The following is a 24,273-nucleotide window of genomic DNA, read 5'->3' as shown; positions in this document are numbered from 1 at the left end:
GGTCATCTCGGAAACGTCGTTCGCGGCGCGCTCCTCGACCGGGCCGGGGAAGGGACGCAGAAGGGGTCGCGCACGGTCGAGTGGCGGCTCGCCTCAGATCGGACGGAGGGGCAGGGGCAGCCCGGGGAGACCGTCCATGCTCGTGGCGATGTGCTCCTTCTTCGCGAAGTACGCGCTGAGCGAGGCGTCGTCCTCCCGTGCGAACCGCTTGCCGTGCAGCTCGCGGTCCTCGTCGTAGGTCATGAAGGGCACCGCGTATCCGCAGCTGTCCCGGACGAGTTCGGCGTGCACGACGATGATCGCGCGCAGCCCGTGCAGGGCCGGATCGATATCGGGGAAGCGGGTGAGGAGGTCCCGGAAGCGGGGGTCGTCCCGGAAGACCGGCTCACCCCGGCCGTGCACGCGCACGATGTTCGGCGGGCCCTGGAAGGCGCACCACATCAGCGTGATCCGGCCGTTCTCGCGCAGGTGCGCGACGGTCTCCGCGGTGGAGCCGGCGAAGTCGAGGTACGCCACGGTGTGCTCGTCGAGCACCGCGAACGAACCCTTGAGTCCTTTGGGGGAGAGGTTGACCGTGCCGTCGCCCGCCAGCGGCGCGGTCGCGGTGAAGAAGAGGGGCTGCTCCTCGATGAACGTCCGGAGCCTGCCGTCTATGCGCTCGTAGGTCTTTCCCATGTCTAACGATTATCCAGGAAAGCCTTTCGCGCGTCTAAGGAGATTACGGCCCGCGCCTGTCGACGCCGGGTACGGTCGCGTACACCCGTGTATGACGGCGGATGCCCGTGTGCAGCTGCTTGCACCCGCTCGTGCCCACGTTCGCGGACCGCAGGTGGCCGCCCCGGTCGGCTTTCCTCGGGGCGGCCACCATGCCTGTCACGTCACTTGTTCAGCGTGCAGGCGGCGAGGGCGTTCAGACCCTGCGGCTTGGTCCCCTTGCGGCCGATCGAGATGGCGATGCGGTCGATGGTGGACTCGCGCTTGCCCTGCAGCGGGCCGAGGATCGCGTTCTGCACGAAGTTGGGGCCGCCCTGGCCGACCGTGTTCTGCAACCGCGTGTTGGCTTCCTGGATCTGCGTCTGCAGCAGGGTCAGGTTGCGGTCGACCTCGGCCTGGGCGGAGGCGGGGACCGCGGGAAGCTGCGAGGCCACGTCCGGGCACGTGATCGTGCCGACCGCACCGGCGTTGCCCGCGTTCCCGGCGTTGTTGTTGCCGTTGTTCCCCGCGTTGCCGTTCTTGCCGTTGTTCGCGTTGTTCCCGGCGTTGCCGTTCATGCCGTTGTTCCCGGCGTTGCCGTTGTTGCCCGTCGCCGGGGCGGCCGCGCCGCCACCGTTGAGGGCGCAGGGCGCCAGCGCGTCCAGGCCCGTCGGCTTCGCGGCCGTACGGCCGATGGCCGTGGCGATGCGGTTGACGGTCGAGATGCGCTTGTCCTTCAGCGGGCCGAGGATCGCGTTCTGCACGAAGTTGGGGCCGCCCTGGCCCACGGTGTTCTGCAACCGCGTGTTGGCTTCCTGGATCTGCGTCTGCAGCAGGGTCAGGTTGCGGTCGACCTCGGCCTTGGCGGAGGCCGGGATCGCGGGCAGCTTCGAGGCCACGTCGGGGCACGCGATGGTGCCGGGGCCGGCGGCGAGCGTCTGGGCGTTGGTCGCCCCGCTCTTGGACTCCCCGGCCAGGGCGGTGTTCACCACGACCGCACCGGTCAGAGCCACTGCGACGGCGCCACCGATGATCGCCACACGACGCTTGTTGTACTTGGGAAGAGCCCTGGACATGCGGGTGCCTCACTTGGGTCAGGAGTGGGTGTCGTCAACGCGGCGCCAGCGTTCAGGGGTGAGTACGGGTAAGCGGTTGCCGTTGTTCAAGACGTCTTCAAAAAGTCTTCGAGACCGACACGGATACCGACACGGATACCGGCACGGATGAGGCCGGATTGACGAATCATGCGGAGGTCTGCATACTCATGCATAACGTTGAGGTGCAGCGGTGAGGAGCAGCGCAAGTGAGCAGCAACAGCGGTGACGTAAGGCTCTGGGGCGGTCGTTTCGCCGACGGTCCCGCCGAGGCCCTGGCCAAGCTGTCCGCGTCCGTCCACTTCGACTGGCGGCTCGCGCCCTACGACATCGCCGGATCCCGCGCCCACGCGCGGGTGCTGCACAAGGCGGGCCTGCTCACCGAGGACGAGCTGACCCGGATGCTCGACGGCCTCGACCGGCTCGAGGCGGACGTCGCCGACGGCTCCTTCGTGGGCACGATCGCCGACGAGGACGTCCACACCGCCCTGGAGCGCGGCCTGCTGGAGCGCCTCGGCCCCGACCTGGGCGGCAAGCTGCGCGCCGGCCGTTCCCGCAACGACCAGGTCGCCACCCTGTTCCGCATGTACCTGCGCGACCACGCCCGGATCATCGGCGGCCTGATCGCGGAACTCCAGGACGCCTTCATCGGCCTGGCGGAGGCCCACCCGGACGTGGCGATGCCGGGCCGCACCCACCTCCAGCACGCCCAGCCGGTCCTCTTCGCCCACCATGTCCTCGCGCATGTGCAGTCGCTGTCCCGGGACGCGGAGCGGCTGCGGCAGTGGGACGAGCGCACCGCCGTCTCGCCGTACGGCTCCGGCGCGCTGGCCGGTTCCTCCCTCGGCCTCGATCCGGAGGCGGTCGCCGAGGACCTCGGCTTCGAGAACGGCAGCGTGGGCAACTCCATCGACGGCACGGCGTCCCGCGACTTCGTCGCCGAGTTCGCCTTCATCACCGCGATGATCGGGGTGAACCTCTCCCGGGTCGCCGAGGAGATCATCATCTGGAACACGAAGGAGTTCTCCTTCGTCACCCTGCACGACGCCTTCTCCACCGGCTCGTCGATCATGCCCCAGAAGAAGAACCCCGACATCGCGGAGCTGGCCCGGGGCAAGAGCGGCCGTCTCATCGGCAACCTCACCGGTCTGATGGCCACCCTCAAGGCCCTGCCCCTGGCCTACAACCGCGACCTGCAGGAGGACAAGGAGCCGGTCTTCGACTCCTGCGACCAGCTCGAGGTTCTGCTCCCGGCCTTCACCGGCATGATCGACACCCTCACCGTGCACCGTGAGCGCATGGCGGAACTGGCCCCGGCCGGCTTCTCCCTGGCTACGGACATCGCGGAGTGGCTGGTCAAGCAGGGTGAGCCGTTCCGCGTCGCGCACGAAGTCGCCGGCGAGTGCGTCAAGGTCGCCGAGGCCGACGGCAAGGAGCTGGACGAGCTGACGGACGAGCAGTTCGTGAAGATCTCCGCCCGCCTCACCCCCGAGGTGCGCACGGTCCTCAACGTCCCCGGCGCCCTGGCCTCCCGCGACGGTCGCGGGGGCACCGCGCCCAGCGCGGTCGCCGTCCAGCTCGCCGAGGTGAAGCGCGACGTGGCGGCCCAGCACGAGTGGGCGACGGCCAAGACGAAGCGCTAGGCGGGACACGGCCGACGACCGGACGCCGGACAGGTCATCGTCTGCCGGGAGCCGGGAGCCGGGAGCCGGGAGCCGGGAGCCGGGAGCCGGGAGCCGGGAGCCGGGAGCCGGGTTCCAGGCCTGGGCCTCGGTCTTGGCCGAGTCCAAGGCCGGGCCGAGCCCAAGCCCAAGCCCAAGCCCAAGGTCAAGGTCATCGCGGGTTACGTTGGTCGGGAGCCGAACCGGAGCCGACCCTACGGAGCCCGCGATGCCCTTCGCCCGCCTGGCCACCGCAACCACCCCCACCTGTCACATCGGCTTCGGCCTCGCCGCCGTCGGCCGCCCGGGCTACATCAACCTCGGTCGCGACGAGGACCTCGGAGCGGACCGCAGCGTCGACGTGTTGCGCTCCCGCACCCACGAACTCCTCGACGCGGCCTACGCCCAGGGCGTGCGCTACTTCGACGCGGCCCGCTCCTACGGCCGGTCCGAGGAGTTCCTGGCCGACTGGCTGAAGGCCAGGCCCGACGTCGACGATGTCGTCGTCGGGAGCAAGTGGGGCTACACCTACACCGCCGACTGGACCACGGACGCGGAGAAGCACGAGGTCAAGGACCACGGCCTCGCGACATACGAACGTCAGCGCGCCGAGACCGCCGAGCTGCTCGGCGACCGGCTCGACCTGTACCAGATCCACTCGGTGACCCCGGACAGTCCGGCCCTCACCGACAAGGAACTCCACGCGAAGCTGGCCGAGGCCGCCGCTCAGGGGGTCACCGTCGGCTTCTCGACCAGCGGGCCCGCCCAGGCCGCCGCGATCCGCGCCGCCCTGGCCGTGACGGTCGACGGCGAGCCCCTGTTCCGCACCGTCCAGTCGACGTACAACGCGCTGGAGACCTCGGCCGGCCCCGCTCTCGCCGAGGCCCACGACGCCGGCCTCACGGTGATCGTGAAGGAGGGCATGGCCAACGGCCGTCTCGCCGGACCCCATGCGCCGGAGGCCCTGAAGGCGGTCGCCGCCGAATCCTCCCTCGGCTGCGACGCCATCGCCCTCGCCCTGGTCCTGCGCCGGCCCTGGGCCGGCGTCGTCCTCTCCGGCGCCGCGACCGCTGCCCAGCTCGCCTCCAACCTGCACGCGGCCGTCGCGGACCTGGACGGCGACCAGCTGGACCGGCTCGCCGCCCTCGCCGAGGAGCCCCGCGCGTACTGGGAGCAGCGCGGCCGCCTGCCCTGGCACTGACGGCTCGGCCGCTGCGGCCGGACGGGACGACGTCTCGGTCGTGAGCTGCGTGCGCCCACGATGAGACAAAGATGTCTCATTTGGTTTATGGTTGTCTCATGGCCGTCGACCGTGACCACGTGCTGCGCAGCGCAGCCGCTCTGCTGACCCGTAAATCCACCGCGACGATGGACGAGGTGGCCAAGGGGGCCGGCATCAGCCGCGCCACGCTGCACCGGCATTTCGCCGGACGCGACGCGCTCGTCCGCGCGCTGGAGGCCCTCGGGATCGCCGAGTGCGAGTCGGCCCTGGACGCGGCCCGCCTCGACGAGGGTCCGGCGAGCGAGGCCGTGCGCCGGCTGGTCAGCGCGATCGAGTCCGCCGCGGGCCTGCTCGCCTTCCTCTACACCGAGAACCAGCTGTTCGAGGGCGAGGAGCAGCACGAGGGCTGGACCCGGATCGACGACCGGATCTCCGCACTCTTCCGGCGCGGTCAGCTCAGCGGAGAGTTCCGCATCGACCTCACACCCGCCTGGCTCACCGAGGCCCTGTTCGGCCTGCTGGCCTCGGGGGTCTGGATGGTGCAGAGCGGCAAGGGCGCGCCGAAGGACTTCCCGCACATGGTCGTCGAACTGCTGCTGGGCGGCGCACTGAGACATCCCGCCCCAGGTGATCCCGCAGCTCGGAATTCCGCATGACGAAGAGAGGAACCATGACCAGCACCCTGCAGCCGTCGACCACGACCGAGGCGGTGCGGCGCCCGGACCGTTGGCTCGCGCTCTCCGTCCTCGTGCTCGCCGTGCTGCTGGTGGCCGTCGACGCGACCGTCCTCGGTCTCGCGACCCCCTACATCAGCGAGGACCTCGCGCCCTCCGGCACCCAGCTCCTGTGGATCGGGGACGTCTACTCGTTCGTCATCGCCGGTCTGCTCGTCTCGATGGGCAGCCTCGGCGACCGCATCGGCCGCAAGCGGATCCTGCTCGCCGGCGCCACCGCGTTCGGGCTGATATCGGTCCTCAACGCCTACGCGACGACGCCGGAGACGATGATCGCCGCCCGGGCGCTGCTCGGCGTGGCCGGCGCGACGCTGATGCCCGCCACCCTCGCCCTGATCCGCAACCTCTTCCACGACCCGCGCGAGCGCAGCCTCGCGATCGGCATCTGGGGCGCGACCGCCTCCGCCGGCACCGCGGTCGGCCCCATCGTGGGCGGCTTCCTGCTCGAACACTTCTGGTGGGGCTCGGTCTTCCTCATCAACGTGCCGGTGATGGTCGTCCTCGTCCTCGTCGGCATCAGGACGCTCCCCGAGTCCCGCACCCCGAACCCGGGCCCGTGGGACCTGCTCAGCGTGATGCTGTCGCTGGTCGGCATGATCGGCGTCGTGTACGCCGTCAAGGAGACCGCCACCCACGGCTTCACCTGGGCCTCGCTCGGCACGGGCCTGCTGGGCGCGGCGGCCCTGTTCGGGTTCGTCCGCCGCCAGCTGACCCTGCCGACCCCGCTGCTGGACATGCGCCTGTTCCGCAACCGCGGCTTCAGCGGCGCGGTCCTGGCCGACCTGCTGACCATCCTGGGCCTTTCCGGCCTGGTGTTCTTCCTCTCCCAGTACCTGCAACTCGTCCAGGGCCGCCCGCCGTTCGAGGCGGGACTGGCCGAACTGCCCGCGGCGATCGGGGCGGTGGCGGCCGGTCTGGCGGCGGGCCGGGTCGCCCGCCGCTTCTCGGTGCCGGCCGTGGTCTGCGGCGGCCTCGCGGCGATCGGCCTGGCCCTCGCCGCGCTGACGACGATCGGACCGTCCACCGGCTACCCGGTGCTCGGGGCCATCCTGCTGGTGGTCGGCGTGGGCGCCGGCTTCTCCTTCACGGTCACCGCAGACGTCATCCTGGGCTCCGTGCCGAAGGACCAGGCCGGAGCGGCGTCCGCGGTGTCCGAGACGGCGTACGAACTCGGCGCGGCCCTGGGCATCGCCGTGCTCGGCTCGATCGTGACGGGCGTCTACCGCGGGTTCCCGGCCCCGGCAGGCACCCCGCAAGGGGCGCACGAGTCGCTCGGGGGAGCGGTGGAGGCGGCGGGACACATGCCGGCGGCCACGGCGGAGCAGATGCTCACGTCAGCGCGCGAGGCGTTCGTGGACGGCCTCAGCGTGGCGTCCGCAGTGGGCGCGACGGTCCTGCTGGCGACGGCGGCAGCGGCCTGGTTCATGCTGCGCAACGAACGACTGGAGAACCGCCCCTGACCACCCCGAGGCCGCGTTCACGTTCCCGAGGGGCGTGGCCCTGCTGAGCGAGGGCGGTGGAGCCGCGCCTCTCGGGAACGGGGCGCAGGGTGAACGGGGCGGTGGGCCAGCCGCGCCTCTCGGAGCCGCGGGCCGCGGAGTGAAGGGCCGGCAGGACAGCCGCGCCCCTAAGAGGCGCGGGGCACTGCGCGACCGGCCACGACGCACCTGCAACCGGCACGCAGGCGCAGCTCGCCCCGGCCCCTGACGGACGTGGCCCCGCCGGACCCGCCCCCCGCCGCAGTCGCGGGCGACCGACACTTGACGGCCGACGGCGACGAGAACGATCCGCCCGACCGCCGGAGGCCTACGCCGCCTTTGCCTTCGTGGCGTACATGTCCACGTACTCCTGCCCGGACAAGAGCATGACCTCGGTCATCACCGAGTCCGTCACGGCCCGCAGCACATAACGGTCCCGGTCCATCCCCTCGTAGCGGGAGAACTCCATCGCCTCGCCGAACCGCACGGTGACCCGCCCCGGACGGGGCATCCCCGCGCCGCCCGGCTGCAGCTTGTCCGTGCCGATCATCGCGAAGGGGACGACCGGCGCCCCCGTCATCAGCGTCAGCCGGGCGATACCGGTGCGCCCCCGGTAGAGGCGGCCGTCGGGGGAGCGCGTCCCCTCGGGGTAGATGCCGAAGACCTTGCCCTCCTCCAGCACCCGGCGTCCGGTCATCAGCGCGGCCACGCCGCCGCGGCCGCCGTCGCGGTCCACCGGGATCATGCCGACCCCGGTGAAGAACCAGGCCATGAGACGGCCCTTCAGGCTCTTGCCGGTGACGTACTCGTCCTTGCCGATGAAGTAGACCTGCCGGTCGCACACGAGCGGCAGGATCATCGAGTCGATGAAGGTGAGGTGATTGCCCGCCAGGATGACGGGGCCGTCGCCGGGGATGTGCTCCGCGCCCTCGACCTGTGGGCGGAACATCAGGCGCATGACCGGTCCGAGCATTGCCTTGATGAGCGCGAAGCGGGACAACGAGCCCTCCGATGTCAAGGGAAAACGGTATGAGTATGTGCAGGTGAGGACTAGGACGATACTCGCGGCTGCGGGCTCGACGCACATCGGGTCACCCGGGTCTTACGCACTGTTGACGTACGTGTACCTGTACGGCCGAGCCGTCGTCGGTCCGTCGTCCGTCCGTCATCCGTCCGACATCCGGTCGGAACGAGGCGCCGGCCGTCGTGAAGCAGGGGCGGCGTCATCCGTCCGACATCCGGTCGGAACGAGGCGCCGGCCGTCGTGAAGCGAGGGGCGGCTGGTCGTCCTCGTCGCCTCCGCCGCCCGGTGATCGCCCGGCGTGCCGCGAGGCAGGGACCGACCGCCCGCACCGACCACCGCACCGACCGCCGCGACCAGGACCGCCGCGACCGGGACCGCCGCGGTCGGTACCGAACCGGGTCCCCCGGCGGCCCGCGGCGAATCCGTCCGGCCGGGCGGATCCGACGATCCGTCATATCGCGGTAGGCCGTGTTCCGCATCTGTCGTAGCGGACACCCCGCACCCGATGTACGGCACCTGCCATCCACCGTCACCCCCGTGTTGGGGCCGAGGTCTCCCGACGGTCATGTCCACGCCCCTACGATCGGCCCGCACGGACGAGCCGACGGCAGGAGGCCCCCATGGGCACGCAGGAGACGCAGGAGTCGAACCAGCAGGCGGGTGTGGGCGGAACCGGACGGCGGGCGCTCCTCGGCGCGGCCGTGCTCGGCGCCGCCGGAGGCGTCCTCGGCCTGTCGGGCACCGCGAGAGCCGCCGAGGCCCGGACCGGCGGCGTCCGGGCCGGCGGACACGGCGGCGGCCTGAAGAGCCTGCCCGTGCCGACGGTCATCGGTCACCGCGGGGCCAGCGGCTACCGCCCGGAGCACACCTTCGGCTCCTACCAGCTGGCCCTCGACCTGGGCGCCGACATCGTCGAGGCCGGCGACCTGGTCCCCACCAGGGACGGCCATCTGGTGTGCCGTCACGAGCCGGAGATCGGCGGCACGACGAACGTCGCCGACCATCCCGAGTTCGCCGCCCGCAGGACGACGAAGGTGCTCGACGGGGTCTCCACGACCGGCTGGTTCACCGAGGACTTCACGCTCGCCGAGCTGAAGACGCTGCGCGCGATCGAGCGCATCCCGGCCAACCGCCCGCACAACACCCTCTACAACGGGCGCTGGGAGATCCCCACCTTCGAGGAGGTCCTGAAGTGGCAGGACGAGCAGACCCGCAAGCGCGGCAAGCAGGTGTGGATCTATCCCGAGACCAAGCACCCCACCTACTTCCGCAAGCTCGGTCTGGGCCTGGAGGAGCGGGTCGCCAAGCTGCTGCACAAGCACGGCAAGGACGGGAAGAACTCGCCCGTCATCCTGCAGTCCTTCGAGCCCACCAGCATCCAGCGGCTCAACAAGCTGGTGGACAACCCCCTCGTCGTGCTCCTGTCCACCGCGGACTCCCGCCCCTGGGACTTCGTCGAGGCGGGCGACCCGCGCACCGTCGCCGACCTGATCACCCGGGCCGGCCTGCGTGAGATCGCGGGCTACGCCCAGGGCATCGGCCCCACCCTCGACCTGGTCATCCCGAAGGACGCGGCCGGCAACCTCACCGAGCCGACCGGCCTGGTGAAGGACGCCCACGCGGTCGGCCTGGTCCTGCACCCGTACACCATGCGCAACGAGAACCCCTTCCTGCCCGCGAACTTCCGCAAGGGCACGGACGCGGACGCCTACGGCGACCCCTTCGGCGCGTTCCGCACCTACTTCGCGACCGGCATCGACGGGGTCTTCACGGACAACCCGGACACCGGTGTGCTCGCCCGCGCCGACTTCGTCAACGGCTGACTCCTCGTTGGAGTGACAGTCGACCGCCCGGGCAACCGACCGCCCGGGCGGTCGCATCGTGGGGCATATGACGCACGACTTGCTCACCGCCCTGCGCCCGCTTCTCAGCGCGGAGGCCTCCGCCGAGGCCCACGCCGCCGGCGCCGAAGCCGGAGACCTGGAACAGGCGGTCTGGCTCCGCCTCCTGGAGCACCTCGCCACCGACGGCCCGCCGCGCGACCCGCAGGGCTGGCTGCGCCGCGCCGTGCGCGCCGAGGTCCGCCGCACCCGCCGTACGGTCCGCCGCGAACAGCCCTACGCGACCGATCCGGCCGACGACGCCGAACGCGGTCCCGAGCAGCTCGCCCTCACCGCCGCCCGCCACCGCGCCCTGCGCGAGGCCGTGCACCGCCTGCCCGGTCGCTGCTCCCGGCTTCTGCAGGCCCTGCTGTCGCCGGAGGACCTCACCTACCGGGAGATCGCGGGGAAGTTGGGTATCTCACAGGGCAGTCTCGGCCCGGAACGTTCCCGATGTCTGGGATGTCTGAGGCGTTTGCTTCCGCCGGAGGTTGCGGCCCGCGAAGTGCGGGGATAGGAGTGAGGGACCACAGGCGATCAGGTGAGCGGGAGGCGTGCGCACATGGGCATGAGCGTGACCATCTCGGTGGCGAGCGAGCAGGACACCGAGCAGATCTTCAGGCTGCAGTACCTGTGCTTCCAGAGTGAAGCCGCGCTGTACGGCAACTACCGCATCGCCCCGCTCGTCCAGACCCTCGCGTCGGTGCGGGAGGAGCTCGCCACCGACTGCGTCTTCGTGGCCCGGCTGGGCGACGAGGTGGTCGGCTGCGTACGCGGCAACCTCACCGAGGACGGCGCCGCGGCCATCGGCAAGCTCTGCGTCCACCCGCGTCTGCAGGGCCACGGCATCGGCGCCCGGCTGCTGCGCGCCGCCGAGTCGGCCCTCGCCGAGGAGCGCGGCGCCAAGAAGTTCCGCCTCTTCACCGGTCACCGCAGCGAGGGCAACCTCCGCCTCTACCGCCGCGTCGGCTACCAGACCGTCGGCACCTCCCAGGGCGCGGACGGCGTGCCCATGATCGTCCTGGAGAAGCAGGCGGGGGAGTACGCGGCTACCGCGTAGCGGCGGTCCGGGATCTCCGCAGCCAGTACAGGGCCGACAGTGGCAGCAGGACCGGGATGAACACGTAGCCCATCCCGTACTGCGACCACACGGTCGAGTCGGGGAAGGCCGACGGCTCGACCAGTGTCCAGGTGCCCACGATCAGCACGCCCGCGAGTTCGGCGGCGCAGCAGACCTGCGCCGCCCTGCGGGCCGTCTCCCCGCCCCGGACCAGCGAGTACGTGATGAATCCGTACACCACGCCCGCGACCGCCGACAGCGAGTACGACAGCGGCGCCCGGTCGAACTCCGTCGCGATCTGGTACACCGACCGGGACACCGCCCCGACCACCATCACGCCGTAGAACCACACCAGCAGCAGCCCGGGGCCGCCGATCAGCCGGGCCGGCTTCTCCTGCGTCGCCGTCATCTCAGCCTCCCCAGATGTCGAAGAGCCGCACTTCCAGCACGGCGAGGACCACACCGCCCGCGGCGACCGTCACCGAACCCCAGCGGGTCCGCTCGGCCAGCGACATGAAACCCGCCGTCGGCACGCATGCGAACGCCCCCAGCAGATACGCCACGAAGATCGTCGTGCCCTGCTCCGGCTTCTCGCCCCGCGCCAGTTGCACGATCCCGACCACCAGCTGCGCCACGGCCAGCAGCGAGACCACGGCCATCCCGATGAAGTGCCAGTCCTTCGTCGGCTGGTCACGGTAGGCGGCCCAGCCGCACCAGGCGGCGAGGAGCAACGCGGCGACGCCGGTCGCCAACGTCAGGGCATCAAGCATGCAGCGACCTTATTACGCCGGAATCGGCCCCTCGCGTCCGGCCCCGCGGCCCGACGCACCGCCGGAGCCGTGGCGACCGGACGAGCCGCGCGCAGGGATCACCGCCAAGGACTCGCCCGGCAGGACGACCATGGCATCGGCGCAGCGCTGTCGACGGAGGTCCACGGCTGTCCACGTCTGTCCACCATCCGGACACCCAGGTCTTGGTCAGGACCATACGTCTGCTTTACTGATGCTCATGACCACTACGAGCAGCCGCACCCCTGCGACCGAGGCGACCATGACGCCCGGTGCTCGTTGTATGTGTCGAATGCGCGCCTTCTAGAGGGCCCCCGCACCACCCCCCCGAGCTCGCGCCCCGAAGCGAGCCGCCGTGGCAGGTCCGTACGCCGCATTCCCGCGGTACGTGATCTGAGCCGCGCCCCGCGCACGGGTTTCTCCCCGGTCTTCCGCCATGACGAGAACCGTGTCGCGCCCTGACAGCCTGCATCCGTGCGCCCGGGCCCACCCACGCCCGCGCACTCGACAGTGACGGAAACCCCCACGTGATCACCACCACGGGCCTGAGCAAGGTCTACCGCTCGCGCGGCCGTGCGGTCACCGCCCTCGACGGCGTCGACCTGCACGTGCGCGAAGGCGAGGTGTACGGCGTCATCGGCCAGTCCGGCGCCGGCAAGTCCTCGCTCATCCGCTGCATCAACCTCCTGGAGCGCCCCACCGCCGGCACGGTCACCGTCGACGGGCAGGACCTCACCGCGCTCGCCGGACGCGGACCGCGCGCCGGCAGGGAGCTGCGGCAGGCGCGCAGCCGGATCGGCATGGTCTTCCAGCACTTCAACCTGCTGTCCACGCGGACCGTGCAGGACAACGTGGAGCTGCCCCTGGAGATCCTCGGCATCTCAGGGAAGGAACGTTCCCGCAAGGCGCTGGGGCTGCTCGACCTGGTCGGCCTCGCCGACAAGGCGAAGTCCTACCCGGCCCAGCTCTCCGGCGGTCAGAAGCAGCGTGTCGGCATCGCCCGCGCCCTGGCCGGCGACCCGAAGGTGCTCCTGTCCGACGAGGCCACCAGCGCACTCGACCCGGAGACCACCCGCTCCATCCTCCAGCTGCTGCGTGACCTCAACCGGCAGCTGGGCCTGACGGTCCTGCTCATCACTCACGAGATGGACGTGGTGAAGTCGGTCTGCGACTCCGCCGCGCTCATGGACAGCGGCCGCGTCGTCGAGTCGGGCACGGTCAGCGAGCTGCTCGCCACCCCCGGCTCCGAACTGGCCGCCGCGCTCTTCCCCGTCGGCGGCGAGGCCACCGGCGACGACCGCACCGTCGTCGACGTCACCTTCCACGGCGAGGCCGCCACCCGGCCCGTCGTCTCCCAGCTGTCGCGCACCTACAACATCGACATCTCGATCCTCGGCGCCGCCATCGACACCGTCGGCGGCCTCCAGATCGGCCGCATGCGCATCGAACTGCCCGGCCGTTACGAGGACAACGTCGTGCCCATCGGCTTCCTGCGCGAACAGGGCCTGCAGATCGACGTCGTGGACGCCGCGCAGGGCCCCGCGCTGCTGAAGGAGGGCGCGAAGTGACCGGGACGGACTGGTCCGAGATGCAGCCCCTGCTGTCCCAGGCCTGTTGGGACACCCTCTACATGGTCGGCTGGTCCACCCTGGTCGCCGTCGTCGGCGGCCTGCCGCTCGGCGTCCTGCTGGTCCTGACCGACCGGGGCGGCCTGCTGCAGAACACCGTCGCCAACAAGGTGATCGGGCAGGTCGTGAACATCGCCCGCTCGATGCCCTTCATCATCCTGATGGTCGCGCTGATGAACTTCACGCGGACCGTCACCGGGACGACCATCGGCCGCGAGGCCGCGATCGTGCCGCTCGCCATCGGCGCCATCCCGTTCTTCGCGCGCCTTGTCGAGACGGCTGTCCGGGAAGTGGACGGCGGGCTCGTCGAGGCCGTGCAGGCGATGGGCGGCAACACCTGGACCATCGTGCGCAAGGTCCTCGTCCCGGAGTCGCTGCCCTCCCTCATCGCCGGCACGACCACCACGATCGTCGCGCTCATCGGCTACTCCGCGATGGCCGGCACGGTCGGCGCCGGCGGCCTCGGCGACATCGCCATCCGCTACGGCTACCAGCGCTTCGAGACCGAGCTGATGTGGATCACGGTGGCGATCCTCGCCGTCGTCATCGCGCTCATCCAGTTCGCCGGCGACCACGCGGCCCGCTCCCTGCACCGCCGCGGCGGCCGCTCCGGCCCCGCCCCGAAGCTGCGCCTGCTCAGGGCGAAGGAGCCGGCGACCCCCGACACCGGCAAGGCGGCCGCCTGACCCGGCGAGGTCGCCCGCCCCCTCCCCGGGGCCGCAACGAGACTCCCCGCACCACCCGAAGCGGGGCGCACCACCCTTCAGGAAAGGCACTTTTCGTGCGTAACACCGCCAAGATCACCACCGCCGTCCTCGCCGCCGGAGCCCTCACCCTCGGACTCAGCGCCTGCGGCTCGGACAAGGACTCCGGCAGCGCCGACGCGAACGCCACGCTCACGGTCGCCGCCACCCCCACCCCGCAGGGCGAGATCCTCGCCTACGTCAAGGACCACCTCGCGGCGAAGGCCGGCCTCAAGCTGGAGGTCAAGGAGTTCACGGACTACGTGACGCCCAACACCGCCGTCCAGCAGGGCGAGGTCGACGCCAACTACTTCCAGCATCAGCCGTACCTGGACGACTTCAACAAGAAGAACGGCACCGACATCGTCGCCGTGCCGCACGCCACGGTGCACCTGGAACCGCTCGGCCTGTACGCGAAGAACGTCAAGAAGCTCGCGGACCTCAAGCAGGGCGCCACGATCGCCCTGCCGAACGACACCACCAACGAGGCCCGCGCGCTGAAGCTGCTGGAGGCCAACGGCCTCCTGCGGCTCAAGTCGGGCGCCGGCTACGACGCGACCCCGAAGGACGTCGCGTCCAACCCCAAGAGCCTGAAGTTCAAGGAGCTGGAGGCGGCCCAGCTGCCCCGCTCCCTCGGCGACGTCGACGCGGCCGTCATCAACGGCAACTACGCGCTGGAGGCCAAGCTCAGCCCGGCCAAGGACGCCCTGGTCGCGGAGTCCGCCGAGGGCAACCCGTACGCCAACTTCCTCGCCGTGAAGAAGGGCGACGAGGACGACCCGCGCGTGACGAAGCTCGCCGGGCTGCTCACTTCGCCCGAGGTGAAGAAGTTCATCGCCGACAAGTACGACGGCGCCGTCGTCGCGGCCTTCTGACCTTCACCGACGACGCCCGCGCCCGGGGTCCGCGCCCTCACCCGGCGTGGACCCCGTGATGTGGTTCCGTGCCGGATGCTGCATGCTGGGCAGTTCAGCGGGCCCTGACGGGTCGGCAGGTTCACGAGGTCCCGAAGGTTACGGAGCGGCGCATGACGAGCACCTTCCCCACCATCTCCATCAGCACGGAGCGGTTGGGCTTGCGTCCCCTCGACGAGGACGACGTGCCCGCCCTGGCAGACATGATGAACGACGAGCAGGTCGCCGCCTGGACCGCTGTTCCCCAGCCCTACGACGAGGCGGCCGCCCGCCGCTGGATCACCGAGTACGCCCCCGCCGAACGCGCCGCGGGCCGCGGCCTCGACCTCGCCGTCACCGAGTTCCTCACCCAGCGCCTGGTCGGCGTCGTCCAGCTCGCCAAGACCAACTGGCACGTCCGCTCCACCGAAATGTCGTACATCATCGCCCCCTGGGCGCGCGGCGAGGGCTACGCCTCAGAGGCGGCGTTGGCCACCGCCCGGTGGCTGCTGACCGACCAGAAGTTCGAACGTGTCGAGCTGCGCACGGCCGCCGACAACACCGCCTCCCAGCAGGTCGCCCAGAAGATCGGCTGCATCAGCGAGGGCGTGCTGCGCGGCGCCTGCATAGCGCGCGTCCGCGCCGAGGGCGGCGGGTGGAGCGAGGTGCGCACCGACTACATCGTGTGGAGCCTCCTCCCGGAGGACCTGGACGCCGGCGGGGAGCACTTCGCGGAGAGCGGCGGATTCACCTCGTACACCGACTGGAACTGACCCGGACCGCCGCCGTCCCCGGACACCCTGACCAGGTACCCTCACGGAGCCCGCTGCCTGTGTGAACCGGGGGAGACTGACGACGATGGCCGACCGCGTCACCGTGATCGGCTGGGACGGCTCGCCGCTGACCGCCGCGGCCCGCTCCGCGCTGGGCGCCGCCACGCTGGTGGCCGGCGCCGCCCACCATCTGACGCTGCCCGAGGTGCCCCCCGGCGCGGAACGCATCCGGCTCGGCAGCGTCGCCCTCGCGGCCCCCCGCATCGCCGGCCACCGTGGCACCGCTGTCGTCGTCGCCGACGGCGACCCGGGCTTCTTCGGCGTCGTACGGGCCCTGCGCGCACCCGAGTTCGGCCTGGAGGTCGAGGTCGTCCCCGCCGTCTCCGCCGTGGCCGCCGCCTTCGCCCGGGCCGGCATGCCCTGGGACGACGCCCAGGTGGTCGTCGCACACCGGCGCACCCTGCGCCGCGCGGTGAACGTGTGCCGCGCCCACACCAAGGTCGCCGTCCTCACCTCCCCGGGCGCCGGTCCCGCCGAGCTCGGCCTGCTGATGGAGGGCGTGCACCGCACCTTCGTGGTGTGCGAGGAGCTCGGCACCGACCGCGAGCAGGTCAGTGTCGTCACCTCCGACAAGGCGGCCGACCACATCTGGCGCGACCCCAACGTCGTCATCGTCATCGGCGGCCCCACCGGTCCGGTCGTGTCCGGGGAGAGCGGCTGGATCGCGGGCCGTGACCCCGGCGTCGGTCCGCGCGGCTGGGCGCTGCCCGGCGAGGCGTACGGCGGTGGGCTCGGCGAGGGGGAGGCCCCGTTGCTGCGCGCCGCCCAACTCGCCCGGCTGGGCCCCCGGGTGGGCGACCTCGTCTGGGACATCGGCTGCGGCAGCGGAGCGTTCGCGACCGAGGCCGCGCGAGCGGGCGCCGCCGTCATCGCCGTCGACCGGGACCTGGAGGCCTGCGCCCGCACGGACGCGGCCGCGCGCCGGCACGGCGTCCAGCTCCAGATCGTCCACGGCGATGCCCCGCACGTCCTGGAGAACCTGCCCGAACCGGACGTCGTCCGGGTCGGCGGCGGGGGTGCGCCGGTGGTCTCCGCGGTCGTCGACCGCCGTCCGCAGCGCATCGTCACCCACGCGGCGACCCGCGACGCCGCCGAACTCGTGGGCCGCGGCCTCTCCGAGCACGGCTACGGCGTCGAGTGCTCCCTCGTCCAGTCCGTCGAACTCGACACGCGGGCCTGGACGGAGACGGAGCGGAGCGTCGCGTTCCTGCTCACCGGGGTTCTCGCCGACCGTCGGCCGTGACCGGGTCGGCCCTCCCCGTGATCCTGTTGTCGTACCGCGCGCGGTAGGCTGGCCGATCGTCGTACCGCTTCCGGTCGCCCGGCGCTTCGTCGGTCAATGTCCGGAAAACGCATCCCTTTTGGGCTGTGGGTGGTACGGCAGAACCGGAGGACGCGCAACGTGGCGCAGTCCACAGCGGAGCCTCGCCGATCAAGCTGTCGCGAGGCGGCGGCGGCCGGGACAATGCCACTGAATGGCTTTGTCGCTTTTTCGGGCGGGTCGTTCGTGCCGCTGGGCACGGACGCTCGTTCTTCACTGCGGAGCGGTCGGTGCGCCGCTCCGGGTGAGCCGGCCGTAGAAGCACTAACCGATGGGCGAGGGGTACGCATGACCGACACCGGCCAGGTCCCGGGCGAGGGACTGCCGGAGAGCGCAGGCATGGTGGAGCAGCCGGGCGCCCCCGCGCACGGTGCGTACACCTACCTCTCCGAGACCACCGCCGAGGACGAAGACCTGTTGCTGCTGCCGGGTGCCCAGAGCGCGTGGGGCAACGAGGTGGCCCCGCCCGCGCCGGAACCGGTGGTCGAAGCGGTCCACGAGCCCGGGCCGCACGAGACGGCCGGCCGCGACAGCGGTTCGGTCGACCTCAGCGGCGTCCGCCTGCCCGGCCCGTCCGCGCCGCAGGCGACCCCGCGCCGCCCCCTGCATCTCGGCCCGCCGATTCCCGACGCCTCGGCCAGCCCGGTCCGCTCGCTCGCCGACCGCGGCCCGGCCGGTGTTCCGGCGCGTCAGCCCGGCCCGGCGGCGTCCGGCCCCGAGTACCTCGACGTGCCGCACCTGCGGGACATGCCGCCGCAGGGCGCGTCTCCCTGGGGCGCCGCACAGACCACGGCCCAGGCGCCGGCCCCGGCACAGGTCCCTTCCGGGGGCACGGCCGGGGAAACGGTTGTTCCGGCCGCGGTCGCGCAGACACAGCAGGCCGAGCCGGTGGGCGCGGCCCAGGCCGTGGTGGCCCGCGTCGCGACCGAGGCGATCGCCGCGACCGCCCCGCAGGAAGCCCCCGAGCCCGAGGCCGCGCAGGAACCCCAGATCGCTCGGGGGTACGGGCAGGGATACGGAATCGTCGACACCGGTGAGCTGCTCGGCGCCGCGATGATGGCCGAGGCCCAGCAGGACCCCGCCGACGACCAGGCGGCGGACGCTCCGGTGTCCGCAGTGGATCAGCCGGCGGAAGCGGCGCAGGCGCCGGAGCCCGCTGAAGGCCCCGGGGACGAGCCCGCCGAACAGCTGTCCGTCGCCCAGGAAGCAGCCCCACCCGCCGAGCCTGTCCGACCTGCCGAGCCGGTCGCCGTCGACACCGTCGAGGTGGGCGGGGGTGCAGCGGCGCCCGAGGCGGCCGGCGCGCCCGACCCGGCGGAGGCCGCCGTGGGCGGCCAGGCCGTGGCGGAGGCTGCCGTGACCGATCCCGTCGTCGCAGATCAGACCGTCGCCGACACGGGCGGGACGGTGGCGGCGAGTCCCGCCGAGGAGTCTCAGGAGTCCCAGGAGCCGGTGGCCGTCGCGGCTCCCGGCGACCCGGCGGCGCAGGGTCCGCAGGCCTTCGAAGCGGCCGAGGCGCCGGAGAGCGAGGCGGTCGAGACTGCCGCCGTCGTCCCCGCGCCCGACCCCGTGGCCGACGCTCCGTCGGAGCCCGCGCCCCCCGCGATGCCCGCTCCGGAACTTGCCACCGCTCCCGAATCCGCCCCCGAAGCCACCCCCGAGCCCGCCCCCGGGCCCGAGGCGGTGCCGGCCCCCGAGCCGCCGCAGGCCGTGATCCCCGAAGCGCCGGAGCCGGCGGCGTCCGCGGAGGAGACGCCCGCCGCCCAGGTCTTCGAGGACCCCGCGCCCGAGACCGTCCCGGAGCCCGCGGTCTCCGCCACCGCGACGGAAGCCGACGTCTCCGTCCTCGCGCCCGCCGTGACGCCGCAGGACGCTGCGCCCGCCGTGGTGCCGGAAGCCGAGCCGCAGGCGGAGCCCGTCGCCGCGCCGACCGCCCAGGAGGCGTCGGGGGAACAGGCGCCGGAGCCGGAGACGGGGCCGGAGCCGCCGGTGCAGGTCGCGGACGACGAGCCCGCGCCCGCCGTCCACGACGTCCAGACGGTGGACACGGCATCCCATACCCCGGACGCCGGCATCGACGTCTCCGCCCTGGAAGCGGCCCCCGCGCCGGAGCCGGCGGCCCCGCTGGATCAGCCCTCCGCGAAGGCGTCGGAGCCAGCGGAGGCAGCGGAGACGCCGCAGGTGTCCGGGCCCGCTGAGTCGCCCGTCGACGCGGACCCCGCACCCTCCGTCGCTCCCGAGCCCTCCGTGGTCCCCGAGCCCTCCGTGCCTGTCGCGGCCGACGTGCCGCCCGCCGAGCACCCGCAGTCCGTCCCGGCCGTCCCGCTCGCGGAGGCCGTCCCCGCGCCGTCCGCCGGCGAGCCGGACGCCGAACTCCCGGACGAGGGCGCCGTCCTGGCTCCCGTGCCGGTCCAGCCCGGCCCGGACCGGTCGCCGGACCAGCCCGTGCCGGTCGAGGGCACGGCGGCCGCCGCCGAGCACCTCGACCCGATCCCGGCGCACGCTGTCGTGGCCCCGGCGTCGGAGCAGCCGGCCCCCGAGCCGGCGGCGGACGAGCGGGCCGTCCACGCGCGGACCGTCGAGACGGCCGCCGACCTCTCCGCGGCCGCGGTCCCCGCCCCTCGCGGCGCCGCTCCCGGTCCGGCCCCGGCCGCCCCCGACGCGGAGCAGGACAACGACGTCGACCCCGACGTCGCACAGAGCCCGGAGGACCTGCAGACCAGGGCCGCCGACCAGGAAGAGAGCCCGGCCGCCGCAGTGGAAGAAGCGCGAGAGTCCACCGGCCCGGCCGCGCCCGCCTACGACGACGCCGAGCGTGAGGCCGTCCTCAAGGTGATGCGCGAACGCCGGGACATCCGCAACGGCTTCCGGAGCGACCCGATCCCGCACGAGGTGCTGCTGCGCGTCCTGGAGGCCGCTCACACCGCGCCCTCCGTCGGCCACTCGCAGCCCTGGGACTTCGTCGTCATCCGCTCGGCCGAGACCCGCCGCGCGATGCACGAACTGGCGACGCGTCAGCGCGACGCGTACGCGAAGTCCCTGCCCAAGGGCCGGGCCAAGCAGTTCAAGGAACTGAAGATCGAGGCCATCCTCGACACCCCGGTGAACATCGTGGTCACCGCCGACCCGACCCGTGGCGGCCGGCACACCCTGGGCCGTCACACCCAGCCGCAGATGGCGCCGTACTCCTCCGCGCTCGCGGTCGAGAACCTCTGGCTCGCCGCCCGCGCCGAGGGCCTCGGCGTCGGCTGGGTCAGCTTCTTCGACGAGCGTGAGATGGTCCGCGCGCTGGGGCTGCCCGAGCACCTCGAAGTGGTCGCCTACCTCTGCGTCGGCTACGTCGACGAGTTCCCGGACGAGCCCGAGCTGATGCAGGCGGGCTGGGCCAAGCGACGCCCGCTGTCGTGGGTCGTCCACGAGGAGACGTACGGCCGTCGCGCGCTGCCTGGCGAGGACCCGCACGACCTGCTCGCCGAGACCGTCGCCAGTGTCCGCCCGCTGGACGCCAAGGCGCTCGGCGAGGCCTGGGAGCGGCAGAAGCGGATGACCAAGCCGGCCGGCGCGCTCGGCATGCTGGAGATCATCTCGGCGCAGCTGTCCGGCCTGTCACGGCAGTGCCCGCCGCCGATCCCGGAGCCCGCGGCCGTCGCGATCTTCGCCGGCGACCACGGCGTGCACGCCCAGGGCGTCACCCCGTGGCCGCAGGAGGTGACGGCCCAGATGGTCGCCAACTTCCTCGGTGGGGGAGCGGTCTGCAACGCCTTCGCGACCCAGGTCGGCGCCGAGGTCTGCGTGGTGGACGTCGGTGTCGCCGCCGATCTGCCCGGCACCCCCGGTCTGCTGCCCCGCAAGATCCGCGCGGGCACGTCCGACATGACCACCGGCCCCGCGATGACCCGCGAGGAGGCCAAGCAGGCCATCGAGGTCGGCATCGAGACGGCCCGCGACCTGGTGGCGGCCGGCAACAAGGCGCTGCTCACCGGTGAGATGGGCATCGCGAACACTACGGCGTCCGCCGCCCTCATCTCGGTCTTCACCGGCGCCGACCCGGCCGAGGTCACCGGCCGCGGCACCGGGATCAACGACGAGACCTTGGCCCGCAAGACCGAGGTCGTCCGCCGCGCCCTGGACTTCCACCAGCCGGATCCGGCCGATCCGATCGGCGTCCTGGCCGCGATCGGCGGCTTTGAACACGCGGCGATGGTCGGCCTGCTGCTGGGCGGCGCCTCCCTGCGCACGCCCGTGATCCTGGACGGCGTCAGTGCCGGTGCGGCCGCCCTGGTCGCCCGCGCCATCGCCCCCGAGGTGCTCGCGGCGTGCATCGCGGGCCACCGCAGCGCGGAGCCCGGCCATGTGGCGGCCCTCAACAAGCTGGGGCTGCGCCCCCTGGTCGACCTGGACCTGCGCCTCGGCGAGGGCACGGGCGCGCTGCTGGCGCTGCCGCTGGTGCAGAGCACGGCCCGTGCGATGCACGAGGTCGCGACGTTCGACTCGGCGGGTGTGACCGAGAAGTAGGACCTGCTCCGGGGCCGGGCGGCATGCGGCTTGTGCTGCCCCCGGCCCCGCCGCATGCTGAAGCCACCTTTAAAATGCGCACGTCAGGGCCGCTCCAGAGCCGCAGCGCCCGCCCACTGCTCTCTGCCCGTACGAGGAGCCGCACCCTCATGGCCGAACACCCCGCCTACCCCGTAGGCCTCCGCCTCGCCGGCCGCCGGGTCGTCGTCCTCGGCGGCGGCCAGGTCGCCCAGCGCCGCCTGCCCGCCCTGATCGCGGCGGGCGCCGACGTGCACCTCGTGTCCCCGGAGGCGACTCCGTCCGTCGAGGCGATGGCGGACGCGGGTGAGCTGCTCTGGTCGAGGCGCCCCTACGCCGAGGGCGACCTCGCCGCGGCCTGGTACGCCCTGATCGCCACCAGCGACCCGGACGCCAACCGGCAGGCCTCCGCCGAGGCGGAGGCCCACCGCGTGTGGTGCGTGCGCTCCGACGACGCCGACGCCGCCACCGCCTGGACCCCGGCGACCGGCCACAGCGAGGGCGTCACGATCGCCGTCCTCACCACGAGGGCCCGCGGCCGCGACCCGCGCCACACCGCGGCCGTCCGCGACGCCGTCGTCGAGGGCCTGCGCGACGGCACCCTCGTGGCCCCCCACCACCGCACCCGGACCCCGGGCGTCGCCCTCGTCGGCGGCGGCCCCGGCGACCCGGACCTGATCACGGTCCGCGGCCGCCGGCTGCTCGCCGAGGCGGACGTCGTCATCGCCGACCGGCTCGGCCCGCGCGACCTCCTCGCCGAACTCCCGCCGCACGTCGAGGTGATCGACGCGGCGAAGATCCCCTACGGCCGGTACATGGCGCAGGAGGCCATCAACAACGCGCTGATCGAGCACGCCAAGCAGGGCAAGTCGGTCGTCCGCCTCAAGGGCGGCGACCCGTACGTCTTCGGCCGCGGCATGGAGGAGCTCCAGGCCCTCGCCGAGGCGGGCATCGCCTGCACGGTCGTCCCGGGCATCTCGAGCTCGATCTCGGTCCCCGGCGCGGCCGGCATCCCGGTCACGCACCGCGGGGTCGCCCATGAGTTCACCGTGGTCAGCGGGCATGTCGCCCCCGACGACGAGCGCTCCCTGGTCGACTGGCCGTCCCTCGCGAAGCTCACCGGCACACTGGTGGTCCTGATGGGCGTCGACAAGATCGGGAAGATCGCCGAGACGCTGGTCTCGCACGGCAAGTCGCCCGACACCCCGGTCGCTCTCGTCCAGGAGGGCACGACGGCCGCCCAGCGGCGCGTGGACGCGACCCTCGCGACCGTCGCCGAGACGGTCCGCACCGAGGATGTCAGGCCCCCGGCGGTGATCGTCATCGGCGCCGTCGTCGCCGTCGGCCCGCCCACCTCTGAGTAACCGCGGGTAACACAACCGTTCCGAGCCGTTGGCACCACACCCAGGACAAGGCAGTATCACCCTGTGGCCGATCTCATCACCGTTGACGATCCCGACGACCCGCGCCTGCGCGACTACACCGGCCTGACCGACGTCGAGCTGCGCCGCAAGCGCGAGCCCGCCGAGGGCCTGTTCATCGCGGAGGGCGAGAAGGTCATCCGCCGCGCCAAGGACGCCGGGTACGAGATGCGCTCGATGCTGCTCTCCGCCAAGTGGGTCGACGTCATGCGCGACGTCATCGACGAACTCCCGGCGCCGGTCTACGCCGTCAGCCCGGAACTCGCCGAACGGGTCACCGGCTACCACGTCCACCGCGGCGCGCTGGCCTCCATGCAGCGCAAGCCGCTGCCCGACGCCGCCGAACTCCTGCAGACCGCCCGCCGGGTCGTGGTCATGGAGTCGGTCAACGACCACACCAACATCGGCGCGATCTTCCGTTCGGCGGCGGCCCTCGGCATGGATGCCGTGCTGCTCTCCCCGGACTGCGCCGACCCCCTCTACCGCCGCAGCGTGAAGGTGTCGATGGGCGCGGTCTTCTCCGTGCCGTACGCCCGGCTCGACAGCTGGCCCAAGAGCCTGGACTCGGTCCGCGAGGCCGGCTTCGCCCTCCTCGCCCTCACCCCGGACGAGAAGGCCCGCAGTCTCGACGAGGCGGCGCCGCACCGGATGGACCGGGTGGCCCTGATGCTCGGCGCGGAGGGCGACGGCCTCTCCACCCAGGCCCTCGTCGCCGCCGACGAATGGGTCCGCATCCCCATGTCCCACGGCGTCGACTCGCTCAACGTGGGCGCGGCGGCGGCGGTGGCCTTCTACGCGGTGGCGACGGGCCGACCGCAGCCGTAGGGCCTGCGTCCGCCCCGCCGGGAGGCCCGCCCCGGTCAGCCGTCGAGCGGATGCGCCTCGTCAGGTCCGTTCAGCCCGTCCGGCCCCGGCCCGCCGAGCGGCCCGCCCGGAGCGGGGCTCTCGTGCTCCTGCTGGTGCCGGACGACGCCGTGGTTCACGCCGAGACCGCGCGCGGGGCCCTCGCAGCCCTGGACGACGGCGATGCCGAGCGCCACGAACAGGGTCACCACGACGAACACGAAGATCCGCTGACGCAGCAGCCGCGGGTTGGCCGGCCGCCGTCCGGTCCCCGTGTTCCTCGGCCCCGGACGGCCGGCCCCGCCGCGCGGCACCGGTCTGCCCCCGTTGCCGGGACGGGTGTTGCGGGAGCCGGGAGCGGGCCGGACGCCGGAACGCGCCGCCGGGGCGCCACCGCCCCGGGAGGGGGTCCCGCCGCGAGACG

20 protein-coding genes and 1 pseudogene are annotated in these 24,273 nt (G+C 72.6%); 15 read left to right on the top strand and 6 right to left on the bottom strand.

Features of this window, described 5'->3' with window-relative positions:
• Positions 1 to 93 precede the first annotated feature (93 nt).
• Positions 94 to 675: a pyridoxamine 5'-phosphate oxidase family protein gene (locus BG482_RS32765; RefSeq protein ID WP_069772832.1), complete on the bottom strand. Its 582-nt coding sequence runs from the start codon at positions 673 to 675 to the stop codon at positions 94 to 96.
• A gap of 203 nt (positions 676 to 878) precedes the next feature.
• Positions 879 to 1,769: a hypothetical protein gene (locus tag BG482_RS32760; RefSeq protein ID WP_069772831.1), complete on the bottom strand. Its 891-nt coding sequence runs from the start codon at positions 1,767 to 1,769 to the stop codon at positions 879 to 881.
• Positions 1,770 to 1,996: 227 nt separating this feature from the next.
• Between BG482_RS32760 and argH the strand changes: the two genes are divergently transcribed.
• From argH to BG482_RS32740, 4 genes are all read left to right on the top strand, one after another.
• Positions 1,997 to 3,430: an argininosuccinate lyase gene (argH, locus tag BG482_RS32755; RefSeq protein WP_069772830.1), complete on the top strand. Its 1,434-nt coding sequence runs from the start codon at positions 1,997 to 1,999 to the stop codon at positions 3,428 to 3,430.
• 247 nt (positions 3,431 to 3,677) lie between these two features.
• Positions 3,678 to 4,649: an aldo/keto reductase gene (locus BG482_RS32750; protein WP_069772829.1), complete on the top strand. Its 972-nt coding sequence runs from the start codon at positions 3,678 to 3,680 to the stop codon at positions 4,647 to 4,649.
• A gap of 98 nt (positions 4,650 to 4,747) precedes the next feature.
• Positions 4,748 to 5,326, top strand: a complete 579-nt coding sequence (locus tag BG482_RS32745; RefSeq protein ID WP_069772828.1) for a TetR/AcrR family transcriptional regulator — start codon at positions 4,748 to 4,750, stop codon at positions 5,324 to 5,326.
• Between the two features lie 14 nt (positions 5,327 to 5,340).
• Complete coding sequence (locus tag BG482_RS32740; protein ID WP_069772827.1) at positions 5,341 to 6,864, top strand: MFS transporter; 1,524 nt, start codon at positions 5,341 to 5,343, stop codon at positions 6,862 to 6,864.
• 346 nt (positions 6,865 to 7,210) lie between these two features.
• Here the strand turns inward: BG482_RS32740 and BG482_RS32735 are convergent, their stop codons facing one another.
• A complete protein-coding gene (locus BG482_RS32735) occupies positions 7,211 to 7,882 on the bottom strand; it encodes a 1-acyl-sn-glycerol-3-phosphate acyltransferase (protein ID WP_069772826.1) in 672 nt (223 codons plus the stop codon).
• Positions 7,883 to 8,526: 644 nt separating this feature from the next.
• On the opposite strand from BG482_RS32735, the gene BG482_RS32730 reads away from it, so the two are divergent.
• From BG482_RS32730 to BG482_RS32720, 3 genes are all read left to right on the top strand, one after another.
• Positions 8,527 to 9,729, top strand: coding sequence for a glycerophosphodiester phosphodiesterase (locus BG482_RS32730; RefSeq protein WP_069772825.1), 1,203 nt, complete (start codon positions 8,527 to 8,529; stop codon positions 9,727 to 9,729).
• A gap of 67 nt (positions 9,730 to 9,796) precedes the next feature.
• On the top strand, positions 9,797 to 10,303 hold the full coding sequence (locus tag BG482_RS32725) for an RNA polymerase sigma factor (RefSeq protein WP_069772824.1): 507 nt from the start codon (positions 9,797 to 9,799) through the stop codon (positions 10,301 to 10,303).
• A 45-nt stretch (positions 10,304 to 10,348) separates the two neighbouring features.
• On the top strand, positions 10,349 to 10,846 hold the full coding sequence (locus tag BG482_RS32720) for a GNAT family N-acetyltransferase (RefSeq protein WP_069772823.1): 498 nt from the start codon (positions 10,349 to 10,351) through the stop codon (positions 10,844 to 10,846).
• Here the strand turns inward: BG482_RS32720 and BG482_RS32715 are convergent.
• Entirely contained in the window at positions 10,836 to 11,255 is a 420-nt protein-coding gene (locus BG482_RS32715; RefSeq protein WP_069772822.1) for a hypothetical protein, read from the bottom strand. The genes BG482_RS32720 and BG482_RS32715 overlap by 11 nt on opposite strands.
• A gap of 1 nt (position 11,256) precedes the next feature.
• Entirely contained in the window at positions 11,257 to 11,616 is a 360-nt protein-coding gene (locus BG482_RS32710) for a hypothetical protein (protein ID WP_069772821.1), read from the bottom strand.
• Positions 11,617 to 12,161: 545 nt separating this feature from the next.
• Between BG482_RS32710 and BG482_RS32705 the strand changes: the two genes are divergently transcribed.
• The 8 genes from BG482_RS32705 (at position 12,162) to BG482_RS32670 (ending at position 23,831) form a co-directional block, all read left to right on the top strand.
• On the top strand, positions 12,162 to 13,202 hold the full coding sequence (locus BG482_RS32705; RefSeq protein ID WP_069772820.1) for a methionine ABC transporter ATP-binding protein: 1,041 nt from the start codon (positions 12,162 to 12,164) through the stop codon (positions 13,200 to 13,202).
• A gap of 20 nt (positions 13,203 to 13,222) precedes the next feature.
• Entirely contained in the window at positions 13,223 to 13,948 is a 726-nt protein-coding gene (locus tag BG482_RS32700; protein WP_069772861.1) for a methionine ABC transporter permease, read from the top strand.
• 95 nt (positions 13,949 to 14,043) lie between these two features.
• Entirely contained in the window at positions 14,044 to 14,880 is an 837-nt protein-coding gene (locus BG482_RS32695) for a MetQ/NlpA family ABC transporter substrate-binding protein (RefSeq protein ID WP_069772819.1), read from the top strand.
• A 152-nt stretch (positions 14,881 to 15,032) separates the two neighbouring features.
• Positions 15,033 to 15,671, top strand: a complete 639-nt coding sequence (locus BG482_RS32690; RefSeq protein ID WP_069772818.1) for a GNAT family N-acetyltransferase — start codon at positions 15,033 to 15,035, stop codon at positions 15,669 to 15,671.
• A gap of 85 nt (positions 15,672 to 15,756) precedes the next feature.
• Positions 15,757 to 16,974, top strand: a complete 1,218-nt coding sequence (gene cbiE, locus BG482_RS32685; protein WP_069772817.1) for a precorrin-6y C5,15-methyltransferase (decarboxylating) subunit CbiE — start codon at positions 15,757 to 15,759, stop codon at positions 16,972 to 16,974.
• Between the two features lie 366 nt (positions 16,975 to 17,340).
• The gene (cobT, locus tag BG482_RS32680) at positions 17,341 to 21,567 is read left to right on the top strand and encodes a nicotinate-nucleotide--dimethylbenzimidazole phosphoribosyltransferase (protein ID WP_069772816.1); all 4,227 of its coding nucleotides are present in this window, start codon (positions 17,341 to 17,343) and stop codon (positions 21,565 to 21,567) included.
• Positions 21,568 to 21,716: 149 nt separating this feature from the next.
• Positions 21,717 to 22,949, top strand: coding sequence for a uroporphyrinogen-III C-methyltransferase (gene cobA / locus BG482_RS32675; protein WP_069772815.1), 1,233 nt, complete (start codon positions 21,717 to 21,719; stop codon positions 22,947 to 22,949).
• 63 nt (positions 22,950 to 23,012) lie between these two features.
• Positions 23,013 to 23,831: an RNA methyltransferase gene (locus BG482_RS32670; RefSeq protein WP_069772814.1), complete on the top strand. Its 819-nt coding sequence runs from the start codon at positions 23,013 to 23,015 to the stop codon at positions 23,829 to 23,831.
• Between the two features lie 35 nt (positions 23,832 to 23,866).
• Here BG482_RS32670 and BG482_RS32665 read toward each other — a convergent pair.
• Positions 23,867 to 24,273 (bottom strand): annotated as a pseudogene (locus tag BG482_RS32665) (serine/threonine protein kinase); the annotation flags it as partial.

Origin of the sequence: Streptomyces sp. LUP30 (genome assembly GCF_001746365.1) — a bacterium.
GTDB lineage: Bacteria > Actinomycetota > Actinomycetes > Streptomycetales > Streptomycetaceae > Streptomyces.
The sequence above is the reverse complement of the archived record's forward strand: the minus strand, read 5'-3'. Positions and strand labels throughout refer to the sequence as shown.